Annotated in this window: 11 protein-coding genes; 4 read left to right on the forward strand and 7 right to left on the reverse strand. The window is 68.8% G+C overall.

Going from position 1 to position 14,202, the window contains the following annotated elements; translation table 11 throughout:
* Positions 1 to 56: 56 nt before the first annotated feature.
* The 7 genes from G6N19_RS09235 to G6N19_RS09265 all read right to left on the reverse strand — a co-directional run bounded on the left by G6N19_RS09235 (position 57) and on the right by G6N19_RS09265 (position 6,963).
* Entirely contained in the window at positions 57 to 800 is a 744-nt protein-coding gene (locus tag G6N19_RS09235) for an amino acid ABC transporter ATP-binding protein (protein WP_013831240.1), read from the reverse strand.
* On the reverse strand, positions 797 to 2,578 hold the full coding sequence (locus G6N19_RS09240) for an ABC transporter substrate-binding protein/permease (RefSeq protein WP_193466180.1): 1,782 nt from the start codon (positions 2,576 to 2,578) through the stop codon (positions 797 to 799). The genes G6N19_RS09235 and G6N19_RS09240 overlap by 4 nt, the downstream gene beginning before the upstream one ends.
* On the reverse strand, positions 2,560 to 3,354 hold the full coding sequence (locus tag G6N19_RS09245; protein WP_193466181.1) for an LLM class F420-dependent oxidoreductase: 795 nt from the start codon (positions 3,352 to 3,354) through the stop codon (positions 2,560 to 2,562). Before G6N19_RS09245 ends, G6N19_RS09240 begins: the two co-directional genes overlap by 19 nt.
* The gene (locus G6N19_RS09250) at positions 3,351 to 4,226 is read right to left on the reverse strand and encodes an alpha/beta fold hydrolase (RefSeq protein ID WP_193466182.1); all 876 of its coding nucleotides are present in this window, start codon (positions 4,224 to 4,226) and stop codon (positions 3,351 to 3,353) included. Before G6N19_RS09250 ends, G6N19_RS09245 begins: the two co-directional genes overlap by 4 nt.
* A gap of 57 nt (positions 4,227 to 4,283) precedes the next feature.
* Positions 4,284 to 5,375 carry an inositol-3-phosphate synthase gene (locus G6N19_RS09255; protein ID WP_013831236.1) on the reverse strand — a complete coding sequence of 364 codons (1,092 nt, stop codon included), beginning with the start codon at positions 5,373 to 5,375 and terminating at the stop codon, positions 4,284 to 4,286.
* Between the two features lie 75 nt (positions 5,376 to 5,450).
* On the reverse strand, positions 5,451 to 5,993 hold the full coding sequence (locus tag G6N19_RS09260; RefSeq protein WP_013831235.1) for a PadR family transcriptional regulator: 543 nt from the start codon (positions 5,991 to 5,993) through the stop codon (positions 5,451 to 5,453).
* A gap of 127 nt (positions 5,994 to 6,120) precedes the next feature.
* On the reverse strand, positions 6,121 to 6,963 hold the full coding sequence (locus G6N19_RS09265) for a DUF1707 SHOCT-like domain-containing protein (RefSeq protein WP_193466183.1): 843 nt from the start codon (positions 6,961 to 6,963) through the stop codon (positions 6,121 to 6,123).
* 113 nt (positions 6,964 to 7,076) lie between these two features.
* Between G6N19_RS09265 and G6N19_RS09270 the strand changes: the two genes are divergently transcribed.
* The 4 genes from G6N19_RS09270 to G6N19_RS09285 all read left to right on the forward strand — a co-directional run bounded on the left by G6N19_RS09270 (position 7,077) and on the right by G6N19_RS09285 (position 14,156).
* The gene (locus G6N19_RS09270) at positions 7,077 to 7,502 is read left to right on the forward strand and encodes a DUF5318 family protein (protein WP_193466184.1); all 426 of its coding nucleotides are present in this window, start codon (positions 7,077 to 7,079) and stop codon (positions 7,500 to 7,502) included.
* Positions 7,503 to 7,548: 46 nt separating this feature from the next.
* Entirely contained in the window at positions 7,549 to 10,002 is a 2,454-nt protein-coding gene (locus G6N19_RS09275; protein ID WP_193466185.1) for a transglycosylase domain-containing protein, read from the forward strand.
* 249 nt (positions 10,003 to 10,251) lie between these two features.
* On the forward strand, positions 10,252 to 12,540 hold the full coding sequence (locus G6N19_RS09280; RefSeq protein WP_193466186.1) for a transglycosylase domain-containing protein: 2,289 nt from the start codon (positions 10,252 to 10,254) through the stop codon (positions 12,538 to 12,540).
* Positions 12,537 to 14,156: a glycosyltransferase family 87 protein gene (locus G6N19_RS09285; protein ID WP_408632472.1), complete on the forward strand. Its 1,620-nt coding sequence runs from the start codon at positions 12,537 to 12,539 to the stop codon at positions 14,154 to 14,156. Before G6N19_RS09280 ends, G6N19_RS09285 begins: the two co-directional genes overlap by 4 nt.
* Positions 14,157 to 14,202: the final 46 nt, after the last annotated feature.

A 14,202-nucleotide genomic window follows, 5' to 3' on the forward strand; every position in this document is an offset into this window, starting at 1 on the left:
GTTCGCCAGTCTAACCTGTGGCTCTAACGAGGGGGGATAGGTCGCACAGGTTGCTGTCACAACACCTGCGAGAGGAACTTCTGCAGCCGGTCGGTCTCGGCGTTGTCGAAGATCTGTTCGGGCGGTCCGGATTCCACCACCTTCCCGCGGTCCATGAACACCACGGTGTCCGACGCCGACCGGGCAAAGGCCATCTCGTGGGTGACGACCACCATGGTCATACCGTCCGCGCCGAGCTCGGCGATCAACGCCAGGATCCCCTTGACCAATTCCGGGTCCAGCGCCGAGGTCGCCTCGTCGAAGAGCATCACCTGCGGCTGCATCGCCAGGGCGCGGGCGATCGCGACCCGCTGTTGCTGGCCACCGGAGAGCGCCGAGGGACGCGCAGTGGCCTTGTTCTTCAGCCCGACTCGGTCCAGCAGTCCCAGTGCCAGTTCGCGTGCGGCGTCTTGCGACATCCCCAGCAGCTTGCGCGGGGCCAGGGCGATGTTGTCGAGCACACTGCGGTGCGGGAACAGATTGAAATGCTGGAACACCATGCCGATCCGCTGGCGCAGCTCATCGGGGTTGTCGTCGAGTACCGATCGCCCGCCCAACAAGATGTCGCCGCCGTCGGGCTCGTGGAGTCGGTTCAAGGTGCGCAGCATCGTGGACTTGCCGGATCCGGAGGGGCCGATCACCGCCGCGGTACTGCCCGCCGGCACGTCCAGGTCGACCCCCCGCAGCACGGCGTTCTTGCCGAAGGACAACTGGATCCCCTTGGCGGTCAACGACACCGGCTCGCGGGCTGAGACCGTCACGTCATCTCCTGACTGGAGATCGCCGGGTTCAGCTCGACCGGATCATCGTCGTCGGCGGGCCTTCCGCGGCGCAGCCGGTGATCGACGACGTTGACCAGGTGGGTCAACGGAATGGTCAGCGCCAAGTAGAGGACGCCGGCCGCCACCAGCGGCGATAGGCTGCCGGTCTGCGCGTTGAAGTCGCGGCCCACCTGGAACAGTTCCCGCTGGCCGGCGACCAGGCCCAGGAAGTACAGCAGCGCGGAGGCCTTCAGCAACGCGATGAACTGGTTGACCAGCGCCGGCAGCACCCGCCGGATGCCCTGCGGTATCACCACCAGGCGCATCGAGGCGGGGTAGCCGAAACCCAGCGCCCGGGACGCTTCGAGCTGGCCGGACTCCACGCTCTGGATGCCCGAGCGCAAAATCTCCCCGATGTAGGCCGCCGCGGTCAGCCCCAGCGCAGCGATGCCCAGCGGGTAGGGGTTGTTGTTGGTCAGCCCGCCTACCAGTGGACCCACGCCCAAACCGATGAGCAGAATGATCAGCACCTCGGGCAGCCCCCGGAAGATGTCGGTGTAGACCCGCGCCGGCCAGCGCAGCCACCGGGTGCGGGAGATTCCGGCGACGGCCAGTCCCAACCCGGCCACCAAGCCGATGACGCCGCCGCTGACGGTCAGCAGCAGCGTGTTGGGCAGGCCGGTCTTGAGCAGATCCGGCAGCGCTTCGCGGTACAGCTGCCAGTCGAAGAAGGAGTCGCGCAATTGTGCCAGTGTCGATTTGGGTTCGTACGGCTCCGGATCGGCCTTGTGGTTGCGCGCCGCGATCGCCGCGAAGTCCGGCAGATGCGGGGTGGCCGCCGACTTCGAGCCCGGTTGCCAGTCCGGTGGCAGCGGCCGGGGCACCCAATCGGTGTAGAGCTGGGGCCAGGTGCCGTCGGCGACCACCGCATCCAGGCCGGAGTTCAGCGCCGATATCAGCGCCCGGTTCTCCTTGGCCACCGCGTAGGCCTCGAAACCGGCGGGGCTGAACGTGTAGCCGGCGATCTGCGCCGGATCTCCCGGCCGCAGCAGGTTCAGCGCGGTCAGCGACGGCGCCACCCAGGCGTCGACCTGGCGGCTTTTCAAACTGGCGTACAGCGTGATCGAGTCCGGGAACCGCACCGGCTCCACCTCGAGGGTGTCGACGACGTAGGCGTCCTCGACGGTGCCCTGCACCACGCCGATCCGCCGCCCGTCGGTCAGGTTGTCGAACCCGGTGATCTCCGAGCCGGCCGGGACGACCAGGGCCATGTAACCGAAGTCGTAGCCGTTGGTGAAGCCGACGGTGCGACGACGCTCGTCGGTGGCGTTGATCGACGCCGATCCGACGTCGAAGCGCCCGGACTCCACCTGGGCCAGCAGCCCGAAGAAGTCGGTGCCGACGAACTGGATCCGCAGGCCGAGCTTCTTGGCGATGGCGCGGAGCAGTTCGTTGTCGAACCCGGTGTAGCGTCCCGCGGCGTTGATGCAGTTCGTCGGGGGGCTCTCGGTCAGCGTGCCGACGGTGAGCACCCCGGGCGTGACCAGACCCAGCTTGGTCACGTCGATCGAGTTGAGCGGATCCACGCCGGCCGTGGTGTATTTGTCCTCGCGCGGACGTTTGGCGGTGGCGAGCTTGACCGGCAGTGTGACCGCCGCCTGCTCCCCGGGCGGTGCGCACAGGTCGGGGGCGGCACCGGCGGACGGCGCCGTTGCCAGACCGCCCACGATCAGCCAGGTGGCGAGAATCGCCGCCAGTTTTATCGCTGGTCGCGCCATCGGCACAGCGCCTCGGCGGCGGTCAGGTCGTAGTCCGGTCCGCTACTACCGACGGTCAGCAGGCTCACCCCGAGTTCGGCCATCGATTCCGCCGCGGCGAGCAACTCCGCTTCGGTGTGGTCGTTGCCCAGCGCGGTCGAATGTTCGATCGTGGCGGGGTCGCGGCCCAGCGCGGCGCAGTGTTCGGCGAGTATGGCCGCCTTGTGCGGGTAGGTGTCGGCGTCGGTGAAGCTGTGCCACATGTCGGCGTGCTCGGCGACCAGGCGTAGCGTCTTGCGCTCGCCGCCCCCTCCGATCAGCAACGGAATATGCCGGGTGGGAGGCGGATTGAGCTGGGACAGCCGGGTCTTGATTCGCGGCAGGGCGGCGGCCAGGTCGTCGAGCCGGCTGCCGGCGGTACCGAATTCGTAGCCGTATTCGTGGTAGTCCCGGTCCTTCCAGCCCGAACCGATGCCCAGGATCAGCCGGCCGTCGCCGATGTGGTCGACGGTGCGGGCCATGTCTGCGAGCAGCTCCGGGTTGCGGTAGGAGTTGCACGTCACCAGCGCGCCGATCTGGATCCGCGAGGTCTGTTCGGCCCAGGCGCCCAGCATGGTCCAGCATTCGAAGTGGGGTCCGTCGGGATCGCCGTAGAGCGGGAAGAAGTGATCCCAGTTGAATGCGACGTCGACACCGAGGTCTTCGCACCGCCGGACCGCGTCGCGGATCGCACCGTATTGCGCGGCGTGCTGGGGGTGCAGCTGCACGCCGATTCGGATGGGCCTCACCTCAGTCACGGTAGCGTCCGGCGCAGCAGCTCGACCAGAGCGCGCGGCTGGTCGCTTTGTACCGAATGTCCGGAGCCGGCCACGACGTGGGTTGTCAGGCCCGGTGAGCGCCGAGCGTATTCGGCGACATCGTCGGCGGAGACGAACACCGAGTCGCCACCACGGATCAAGGTCGTCGGCGCGGCGACCGCCGAGACGTCGGTCCACAGCTCGGTGAAGTCCCCGACACTGCGGATCGTGTCGTAACGCCAGGTCCACCGCCCATCGGGCAGTTGCCGGGTGTTGTGGAACAGCCCGCGCCGCAGGGACTCCGGATCACGATGCGGTGCCGCCAGCCGGGTGACGGCCAGCATGGACTCGAAGTCGGGGAAGGTGCGGTCGCCCTGGGCCAGCGCCACGGTTCCGCGATCGGCGGCGCTCAGCTGTGAATACCGTTGCAGTGCCGAGGGAGTCACGTCCACGAGCGCCAGCCGGCGGACCAGCTCGGGGGCGGCGGCGGCCATCCGGATCGCGGTCAGCCCGCCCAGCGACATCCCGACCACCAGTTCGGCGGTCGGTGCGAGCTCGCGCAGCACCGGCGCGACGGTCGCGGCGTTGCGCTGCGGGGAGTAGTCGCCGTCGTCGCGCCAGGCCGACCGGCCGTGGCCGGGCAGGTCCACGGCCAGCGCGGGTTGTCCGAGCCCGAGGATGACGGTGTCCCAGGTGTGGGCGTTCTGCGCGCCGCCGTGCAGGAACACCACCCGCGGCGGCTCGGTTCCCCACCGCAACGCGCTGACGGCCGCGGTCTCGATGCGCTGCACGGTCGGAAGCGGGCCGGTGACACCGGCTTGTTCGGCGTTGCCGGCCAGCAGGGCGAATTCGTCGCTCAGTTCCGCGTTCACTCTGCGCTCACCCGGCAAAAGTACGAGTAGCGTGCCTGGTCACCGCAGAGTCAATGCTTAGCCGACGATGAACTCTTCGAGTTGCGCGCGCGCGACGTCGTCGGGCAGCTGCTTGGGCGGGCTCTTCATCAGGTAGGCCGAGGCGGGGATGATCGGCCCGCCGATGCCGCGGTCCTTGGCGATCTTGGCCGCGCGCACCGCGTCGATGATGATGCCGGCCGAGTTCGGCGAGTCCCACACCTCGAGCTTGTACTCCAGGTTCAGCGGCGCGTCGCCGAAAGCGCGGCCTTCCAGCCGCACGTAGGCCCACTTGCGGTCATCGAGCCAGGCCACGTGGTCGCTCGGTCCGATGTGCACGTTCTTGTCCTCGACCTTGCCGGCCAGCGAGCCGGTCAGGTTGGAGGTGACGGCCTGGGTCTTGGAGACCTTCTTGGACTCCAGCCGCTCCCGCTCGAGCATGTTCTTGAAGTCCATGTTGCCGCCGACGTTGAGCTGGTAGGTGCGGTCCAGCGTGACGCCGCGGTCCTCGAACAGCTTGGCCATAACGCGGTGGGTGATGGTCGCGCCGACCTGGCTCTTGATGTCGTCGCCCACAACCGGCACGCCGGCGTCGGCGAACTTCTTGGCCCACACTGGGTCCGAGGCGATGAACACCGGCAGCGCGTTGACGAACGCGACCCCGGCGTCGATGGCGCACTGGGCGTAGAACTTGTCGGCCTCGTCGGATCCCACCGGCAGGTAGGACACCAGCACGTCGACCTTGGCCTCCTTGAGCACCGAGACCACATCGACGGCGTCGGCATCGGAGACCTCGATGGTGTCGGCGTAGTACTTGCCGATGCCGTCGAGGGTGGGACCGCGCTGCACCACCACGTTGGTCGGCGGCACGTCGGCGATCTTGATGGTGTTGTTCTCCGAGGCGAAGATGGCCTCGGACAGGTCGAAGCCGACCTTCTTGGCGTCCACGTCGAACGCGGCGACGAACTTCACATCGCGGACGTGATACGGACCGAATCGCACGTGCATCAGACCGGGCACCGTCGAAGTGTCGTCGGCGTTCTGGTAGTACTGCACGCCCTGGACCAGCGAGGAGGCGCAGTTACCGACGCCGACAATGGCGACCCGCACATCCGTCGTTTGCTCAGTCATTTCCGACGTTCTCCTTCTTCTGCTGTCACTGCTGACGTGCTGTTTGTGTTGTTCTGATTCCCGCGCCGGGCAGGGTCAAGATTGTTCGGCGCGGCCCTGCGAGACGCGTTCGGCCGCGATCAACTCGTTGAGCCACTTGACCTCCCGCTCACTGGACTCCAGCCCGAGCTGGTGCAGTTGGCGGGTGTAGCGATCCAGTGAGTTGCTGGCCCGCGTCACGGCGTTACGCAGGCCCTCCCGGCGTTCCTCCACCTGCCGACGGCGGCCTTCCAGAATCCGCATCCGCGCCTCGGCGGGGGTGCGGTTGAAGAAAGCCAGGTGGACTCCGAAGCCGTCGTCGGTGTAGTTCTGCGGTCCGGTGTCGGCCACCAGCTCGGTGAAGCGCTGGCGACCGGCGTCGGTCAGCCGGTAGACCCGTCGGGCCCGGCGCACCGGGGTGCCCGCCGGGGCGGCGTCCTCGGCGATCAACCCGGCAGCCTGCATGCGCCGCAGCGCCGGATACAGCGAGCCGTAGGAGAACGCCCGGAATGCGCCCAGCAGACCGGTCAACCGTTTCCGCAGCTCGTAGCCGTGCATCGGAGACTCGAGCAGCAAGCCCAGGATGGCAAGCTCAAGCACCGATTCACCTCCTGCGATGATTTGTGGCTACGACCGTTCGACGGTTCGGGCCATAGTATCGCGCCGATATAACAGAACCCAAGTGGCCTGATGTTCGCCCAACGTTCAGTGTCCCGACGCCGCCAGTTCAGGACGGGTAATTGATGCGCTTGACCGACCCGTCGCCGGCGAAGTTGATGTAGCCGCCGCCGTAGTCGCTGGAGACGTATACCGACAACGACAGCGCCCCCGGTGTTGTCGGATCCCGGGCCGGCTCGACGATCAGATAGGTCGACTTGACGTCGCCGTCCTTGATCCCGAGCGTCTCGGGCGCCCCGCGCAGGATGCCGACCGCGGCCTTGATATCGAAGCCGCTCAGGTCGACCAGCACGGCGCCACTGTTCTTGGCCGAGCTGGACGGGTCGCCCCAGCCGCCCCGGTAGCTGTAATCCAGTTCGCGGCGATCCTCGGTGGGATCGGCCCGGGTCAGCGACGCGTAGTCCGGGTAGACGACCAGCCGATAACCGAGAGTGTCACCGAACTTCGCGCGGGCCTGTTCCAGCAGGCCGCTCAACCCGCCCAGCGAATGCAGCCGACGCGGCGGTGTCAGCACCAGCGGGGCGACGCCGTCGGGCTTGGCGCCGGGGTCGGAGGTGAAGCTCAGCGGCGAACTCGTATTGCCGTACACCCCCCAGCCGATGCCCAGCCCCAGCAGCACCGCCGCGCCCAATGCCGCCGCCGCCATCGCGCGACCACCGAATCCGACGGGCTTGTTCAGCGCCGGCAGTTGCACGGGCGCGCTCGCGGTCTGCAGATCGGCGATCAGCGAGTGGAGGTCACCGAGCGTGACGGCACGGGTGGCCGCACTGACGCGTTCCCGGTGCTCCTCGCTCGACAGCTGCCCCTCGGCCAGGGCGGCGTCCAGGATGCGGCAGACGTCGTCCCGGTCGCTGTCCTTGGCCCGGGTTCCGGAGCTCTGCCGTGTTGCCACGGCGACGATCGTAAGACTTCAGCGCGCTACGGCGAGGCCCGAATACACCGGTTGGTGTGGGATAAGGGCGTTCATCACACCGGCCCGCGCGGACCCGACGTACTCTGGTCACCGTGCGATTGCAGCGACAGGTGGTGGACTACGCGCTCCGGCGCCGTTCCCTGCTGGCCGAGGTCTATTCCGGGCGTACCGGGGTGTCCGAGGTGTGCGACGCCAACCCGTATCTGCTCCGGGCGGCGAAGTACCACGGCAAGGCCAGCGCGGTGGTCTGCCCGATCTGCCGCAAGGAGCAACTCACCCTGGTGTCGTGGGTCTACGGCGACGACCTGGGGGCGGTGTCGGGTTCGGCGCGTTCCGCCGAGGAACTGGTGCTGCTGGCCACCCGTTACCCGGAGTTCTCGGTGCACGTGGTCGAGGTGTGCCGGACCTGCAGCTGGAATCATCTCGTGAAGTCGTATGTGCTGGGCCTCGCGCGCCCGCCGAAGGGATCCCGAGGACGGCGGACGGCACGCAGCGGAGCCCGTACCGCCAGTGAGTAAACACCACGACGACCGGCCGGACACTGGTTCGACCGGGCCTTCCGAGGTGGGTGCGCGCCGTGGGCCCGGCTCGCCGGATGACCGGCAGACCGCGATCATCCCCGCGGTCGACGACGCGGTGACCGACGACCTGCGCGATCCGATCGACGCGGTGCGGGCGGCCCTCGATGGCGCGCCGCGGCAGCGCGAGCAGGCGCTGAGCGGACGCGGCCCGCGCCGGCAACCGCCGCCGGAGAAGCCGGTCGAGCCGCCGCCGCGGCGAACCGACCGCGTCCAGCACACCGACCGGCCCACGGCGGCCGACCCGCTGGACTGGCTGCGCCGCCATCCGCCGAACTGGACGTGGGTTCGGCGCGGGCTCTACGTCGCGGCCGCGGTGATCCTGCTGCTGCCGATCATCACGTTCGCGATGGCCTACTCCATCACCGATGTGCCTTCGCCCGGTGACATCCGCACCAACCAGGTGTCGACGATCCTGGCCAACGACGGTTCGGAACTTGCCAAGATCATCCCGCCGGAAGGCAATCGCGTCGACATCGACATCAATCAGGTGCCGGTGTATGTGCGGGATGCGGTGCTGGCCGCAGAAGACCGCGACTTCTACTCCAACCCGGGTTTCTCGGTGTCCGGCTTCGCCCGCGCGGTCAAGAACAACCTGTTCGGCGGCGACACCCAGGGCGGCTCCACCATCACCCAGCAGTACGTCAAGAACGCACTGGTGGGCTCCGAGCGGGCCGGTCTGCGCGGCTTGGTCCGCAAGGCGAAAGAGCTCGTAATCGCCACCAAGATGTCCAGCGCGTGGCCTAAAGACGATGTGCTGCAGGCCTATCTGAACATCATCTATTTCGGCCGCGGCTCCTATGGGATCGCCGCGGCGTCCCGGGCGTATTTCGACAAGCCCGTCGAGCAACTCGACGTCGCCGAAGGCGCGCTGCTGGCCGCGCTGATTCAGCGACCCTCGACCCTGGATCCCGCCGTCGACCCCGAAGGCGCCCTCGACCGGTGGAACTGGGTTCTCGACGGGATGGTGGAGACCGGGGCGCTGACCGCCGGTGAGCGTGCCGCTCAACAGTTCCCGGAGACGGTGCCGCCGGAGTTGGCCCGCTCCCAGAACATCACCACCGGACCCAACGGGCTGATCCAGCGGCAGGTCACCAAGGAACTGCTGGAGCTGTTCGACATCGACGAGCAGACCCTGAACACCCAGGGCCTGCAGATCACCACCACCATCGATCCGCAGGCGCAGGACGCCGCGGTCGACGCGGTGGACACCTACCTCAAAGGCCAGATCCCCAACATGCGATCGGCGGTGGTGTCCATCGACCCGCGCGACGGCTCGGTGCGCGCGTATTACGGGGGTTCGGACGCCAACGGTTTCGACTTCGCTCAGGCGGGGCTGCAGACCGGGTCGTCGTTCAAGGTGTTCGCGCTGGTCGCCGCGCTCGAGCAGGGCATCGGCCTGGGCTATCAGATCGACAGCTCCCCGCTGGCCATCGAGGGCGGCCGGATCAAGATCACCAACGCCGAAGGTGAGAGCTGCGGGGTCTGCAACATCGCCGAGGCGCTCAAGCGCTCGTTGAACACCGCCTACTACCGGCTGATGCTCAAGCTCAAGAACGGCGCCCAGGATGTCGCCGATGCGGCGCACGCCGCCGGCGTCGCCAAGAGCTTCCCCGGGGTTCCGCACACCCTGTCGCAGGACGGCGGGCCGCCTGAAGGCGGCGTCGTGCTGGGCCAGTACCAGACGCGGGTGATCGATATGGCCTCGGCGTACGCGACGCTGGCCGCCTCCGGGGTGTATCACCCGCCGCACTTCGTGGCGAAGGTGGTCAACGCCGACGGCCAGGTGCTGTTCGACGCCCAGACCTCCGAAGACACCGGCGAGCAGCGCATTCCCAAGGCGGTCGCCGACAACGTCACCTCGGCGATGCAGCCCATCGCCGGCTGGTCGCGCGGGCACAACCTGGCCGGCGGGCGACCGTCGGCGGCCAAGACCGGAACCACCCAGCTGGGTGACACCGGGGCCAACCGGGACGGGTGGATGGTCGGTTACACGCCGTCGTTGTCGACCGCGGTGTGGGTCGGTACCACCGGCGGCGACGAACCGCTGGTGAACCAGTGGGGCGGGCCGGTGTACGGCGCGGGCATTCCTGCCGACATCTGGAAGGCCACCATGGACGGCGCGCTGCGGGGCACCTCCAACGAGTCCTTCCCGACGCCCACCGAGATCGGCGGCTACGCCGGTGTTCCCGCCGCGCCGCCGCCACCCCCGCCGGAGGAGTTGGCGCCGCCGGAGCCGTCGGAGACCGTGATCCAGCCGACGATCGAGATCGCGCCGGGGATCACTATCCCGATCGGTCCGCCCACCACCATCCCGGTCGCACCGCCGCAACCGCAGCCGCCGCTGCCGGGGCAGGCGCCGCAACCGCAGGTTCCGCCGCCGGGCGAACCCGAGTCGACCGGGCCGCCGCCGGGCGAACCGGCGCCGCCGATGCCGTAGCGGGTTTGTGATCTCGTTTGCACTCGACGCCGCGGCGTGCGGACGTAACCTGGTGAGCATGCGACCGCAGCAACGGGTGGTGGACGACGGGCCGTCGGGCACGTTGCCGTTGGCTGAGATGGGTTGCGCCCCTGTGAAGATGGCGGCGAGCCGGAAACCCGGTCGTGCTGCGCGGGGACGTCCCCGCCGACAGTGAAGAGTTCGGGGCCGCCGGCGCCGGGGGCCGGAAGCGCTGCAGAAGAACACTTCTTGACGACGACGGACGACTCGCCGGCGGATCCGCTGAACGGTGACGGCGAGGATCTGCGGGATCCCATCGAGGAGGTCAAGGCGGCGCTGGAACGACCGCGGCCGCACTCCGATGAGCCCAGTGGCGCCGAAGTGCCGGCGGGCGGTGCAGCAGACGGTCGCCGTCGACGAGTGAACTGGCGTGGGGTCCGGCGCGGTGTGTACGCCGTCGTCGCGACCATGGTGGTCGCCCCGGTGGTCACGTTCGGCATGGCCTACCGCACCGTCGAGATTCCCGAGCCGGGCGACATCCACACCGACCAGGTCTCGACGATTCTCGCCGCCGACGGCACCGAGCTGGCGAGAATCATTCCACCGGAAGGTAATCGGACCGACATCAAGATCGACCAGGTACCGGTCCACGTGCGTGACGCGGTGTTGGCGGCCGAGGACCGCGACTTCTACACCAACTCCGGCTACTCCTTCTCGGGGTTCTTCCGGGCGGTCAGGAACAACGTGCTCGGGGGCGACACCCAGGGCGGTTCGACGATCACCCAGCAGTACGTCAAGAACGCGCTGGTCGGCTCAGAGCGGACCGGGTTGGCCGGGGTGGTCCGCAAGGGCAAAGAGCTGGTGATCGCCAGCAAGATGTCACGGGAGTGGCCCAAGGACGAAGTGCTGGAGGCCTACCTCAACATCATCTACTTCGGGCGCACCGCCTACGGGATCGCCGCGGCGGCGCGGGCGTTCTTCGGCAAACCGGTCTCAGAGCTCGACATCGCGCAGGGTGCGCTGCTGGCGGCGGTGATCCAGCGACCGTCGGCGCTGGATCCCGCATTCCACGCCGAACGCGCACTCAGCCGTTGGAACTGGGTGCTCGACGGCATGGTCGAGACCGGCGCTTTGAGTCCGGCCGAACGCGCCAGGCAGGTGTTTCCGGCGACGATCCCGCCGCAGCAGGCGCGCAACGCCGATCAGGCCACCGGACCCGCGGGACTGATCCAGCGGCAGGTCATCGCTGAACTGCTCGACATGTTCCGCATCGACGAGCAGGCGCTGAACATGTTGGGGCTGCGGATCACCACCACCATCGACATGAAGGCGCAGCGCGCCGTGGAGAAGGCGGTGGGAAACGTCATGGCCGGGCAGAAGCCGGCGTTGCGGACCGCGGTGGTCGCCATCGATCCGCGCACCGGTGCGGTGCGGGCCTATTACGGCGGCGCCGACGGCGGCGGTTTCGACTTCGCCCAGGCGGGCCTGCAGACCGGGTCGTCGTTCAAGGTGTTCGCCCTGGTGGCCGCGCTGCAACAGGGCATCGGCCTGGGCTACCAGGTCGACAGCGCCCCACTGACCGTGGGCCGCACCAAGATCAGCAATGTCGGCGGCGCCAGCTGCGGGGTCTGCAATATCGCCGAGGCGCTCAAGCGCTCCCTGAACACCGCCTACTACCGGCTGATGCTCAAGCTCAAGAACGGCCCGCGGGACGTCGCCGATGCCGCGCACGCCGCCGGGGTCGCCGAGAGCTTTCCCGGGGTCGCGCACACGTTGTCCGAGGACGGCCGCGGCGGGCCGCCGGAGAACGGCATCGTGCTCGGCCAGTACCAGACCCGGGTGATCGACATGGCCTCGGCGTACGCCACGCTGGCCAACTCCGGGAGGTATCACCGGCCGCATTTCATCCAGCGGGTCGTCGGCCCCGACGGCCGGGTGATCTTCGACAGCACCACCGCCGGCGACACCGGCGAGCAACGCATCCCCCAGGCGGTCGCCGACAACGTCACCGACGCCATGAAGGCGATCCCGGGCTGGTCGGGTGGACACGAGCTGGCCGGCGGTCGGCCCGCCGCGGCCAAGACCGGCACCACCCAGCTGGGTAACACCGGAGCGAACCGGGACGCCTGGATGGTCGGCTACACGCCGACGCTGTCGACGGCGGTCTGGGTCGGCACCGACCAGGGCGACGAGCCGCTGACGAACAAATGGGGCGGTCCGGTCTACGGCGCGGGGCTGCCCAGCGACATCTGGAAGGCCACCATGGACGGCGCGCTGCGGGGCGATCCCATCGCGCAGTTCCCCAAGCCCACCGACATCGGCGGGTTCGCCGGGGTGCCGTCCGCGCCCCCGCCGCAGCCGGAGTGGTTCTCGCCGCCGCCGCCCCAGGACGCGGAGATACCGGAGCCGCCACCACCGTTCGGGGAGCCACCATTGTTCCCGCCGCCACCACTACTACCGCCGCCGCCACCTCCACCGCCGCCTGAGCCGCCGCCCCCTCCTCCTCCGCCGCCCCCGGCGCCGGAGCAACTACCGTGACGGAGGTGATCCCAGGCCGTCCGGTGGTGTCGCCGCTGCCCCTTGCCGAGGACCTGCGCAGCGCCGACGACCGCGACCTGCCGACCCGTACCGACGACGTCGTGCACGCGTTGTCGAACACCATCGGCGGACCGGTGGGCCGCCACGCGCTGATCGGGCGTGCCCGATTCATGACGCCGCTGCGGGTGATGTTCTTGATCGCGGTGCTGTTCCTGGCGCTGGGCTGGACCACCAAGTCGGCGTGCCTGCAGAGCGTCGGCTCCGGCGGCCCCGACGAGCGGGTCGCCAACTGGGACAACGAGCGCGCCTATTTCCAGCTGTGCTACTCCGACGTCGTACCGCTGTACACCGCGGAGTTGCTGAACCAGGGCAAGTTCCCCTACAAGTCCAGCTGGGTGGAGAAGGACGGCACCGGCAAGCCGCAGATCCGCTACGACGGGCTGCCAGCGCAGCGCTACATGGAATATCCGGTGCTGACCGGGCTCTACCAATACTCCGCGATGGCCCTGGCCAAGACGTACACGGCGATCACCAAGGTGGTGAAGATCCCGGCGTTGAGCGGGGTCGCCGAGGTGGTGGTGTTCTTCGACATCGTCGCCGTCGGCCTGGCCCTGGCCTGGCTGGTGACGGTGTGGTCCACCGCCGGGCTGGCCGGCCGCCGGGTCTGGGATGCCGCCCTGGTGGCGGCCTCGCCCTTGGTCATCTTCCAGGTCTTCACCAACTTCGACGCGCTGGCCACCGCGTTCGCCGGGGCCGGGCTGCTGGCCTGGGCGCGACGCCGGCCGGTGGCAGCCGGGGTGCTGCTCGGCCTGGGTACCGCCGCCAAGCTGTATCCGGTACTGCTGCTCTACCCGCTGCTGCTGCTGGGGCTGCGGACCGGGCGGTTGCGTGACGTCAGGCGCACGGTGGTGGCGACGGCGCTGAGCTGGCTGGCGGTGAACCTGCCGGTGCTGGTTTTCGCGCCGCGCGGCTGGACCGAGTTCTTCCGGCTCAACTCCCGCCGCGGCGATGACATGGACTCGATCTACAACGTGGTGAAGTCGTTGACCGGCTGGCGGGGCTTCGATGGGGAGCTGGGGCTGTGGCAGCCACCGTCGGTGCTCAACATCGTGGTCGCGGTGTCGTTCGCGCTGTGCTGCGCCGGAATCGGCTACATCGCGCTGACGGCGCCGAGGCGGCCGCGGGTGGCGCAGTTGGCCTTCCTGCTGGTGGCGGCCTTCTTGCTGACCAACAAGGTGTGGAGCCCGCAGTTCTCGCTGTGGCTGGTGCCGCTGGCTGTGCTGGCGCTGCCGCATCGCCGGTTGCTACTGGCCTGGATGGCCGTCGACGCGCTGGTGTGGGTACCGCGGATGTACTACCTCTACAGCGTCTCGGACCGCAGCCTGCCCGAGCAGGTGTTCACCAGCACGGTGCTGCTGCGCGATCTGGCGGTGCTGGGATTGTGTGCGTTGGTGATTCGGCAGATCTACCGGCCCGATCAGGCCCCGGTGGATCTGGTGCGCGAGCGGGGGTTCGACGATCCCGCCGGCGGGGTGTTCGATCGCGCGGCGGATGCGCCCCCGGCCTGGCTGCCCGCCCGTCGATTTCGCTCCGCAGCCCAGCCTCCGGTAGCCTAGCCGGGTTGCCGACGCAGGCGACCCTCCTGCCGTGGTCAGATCCACG

Origin of the sequence: Mycobacterium novum, assembly GCF_010726505.1 — a bacterium.
GTDB lineage: Bacteria > Actinomycetota > Actinomycetes > Mycobacteriales > Mycobacteriaceae > Mycobacterium > Mycobacterium algericum.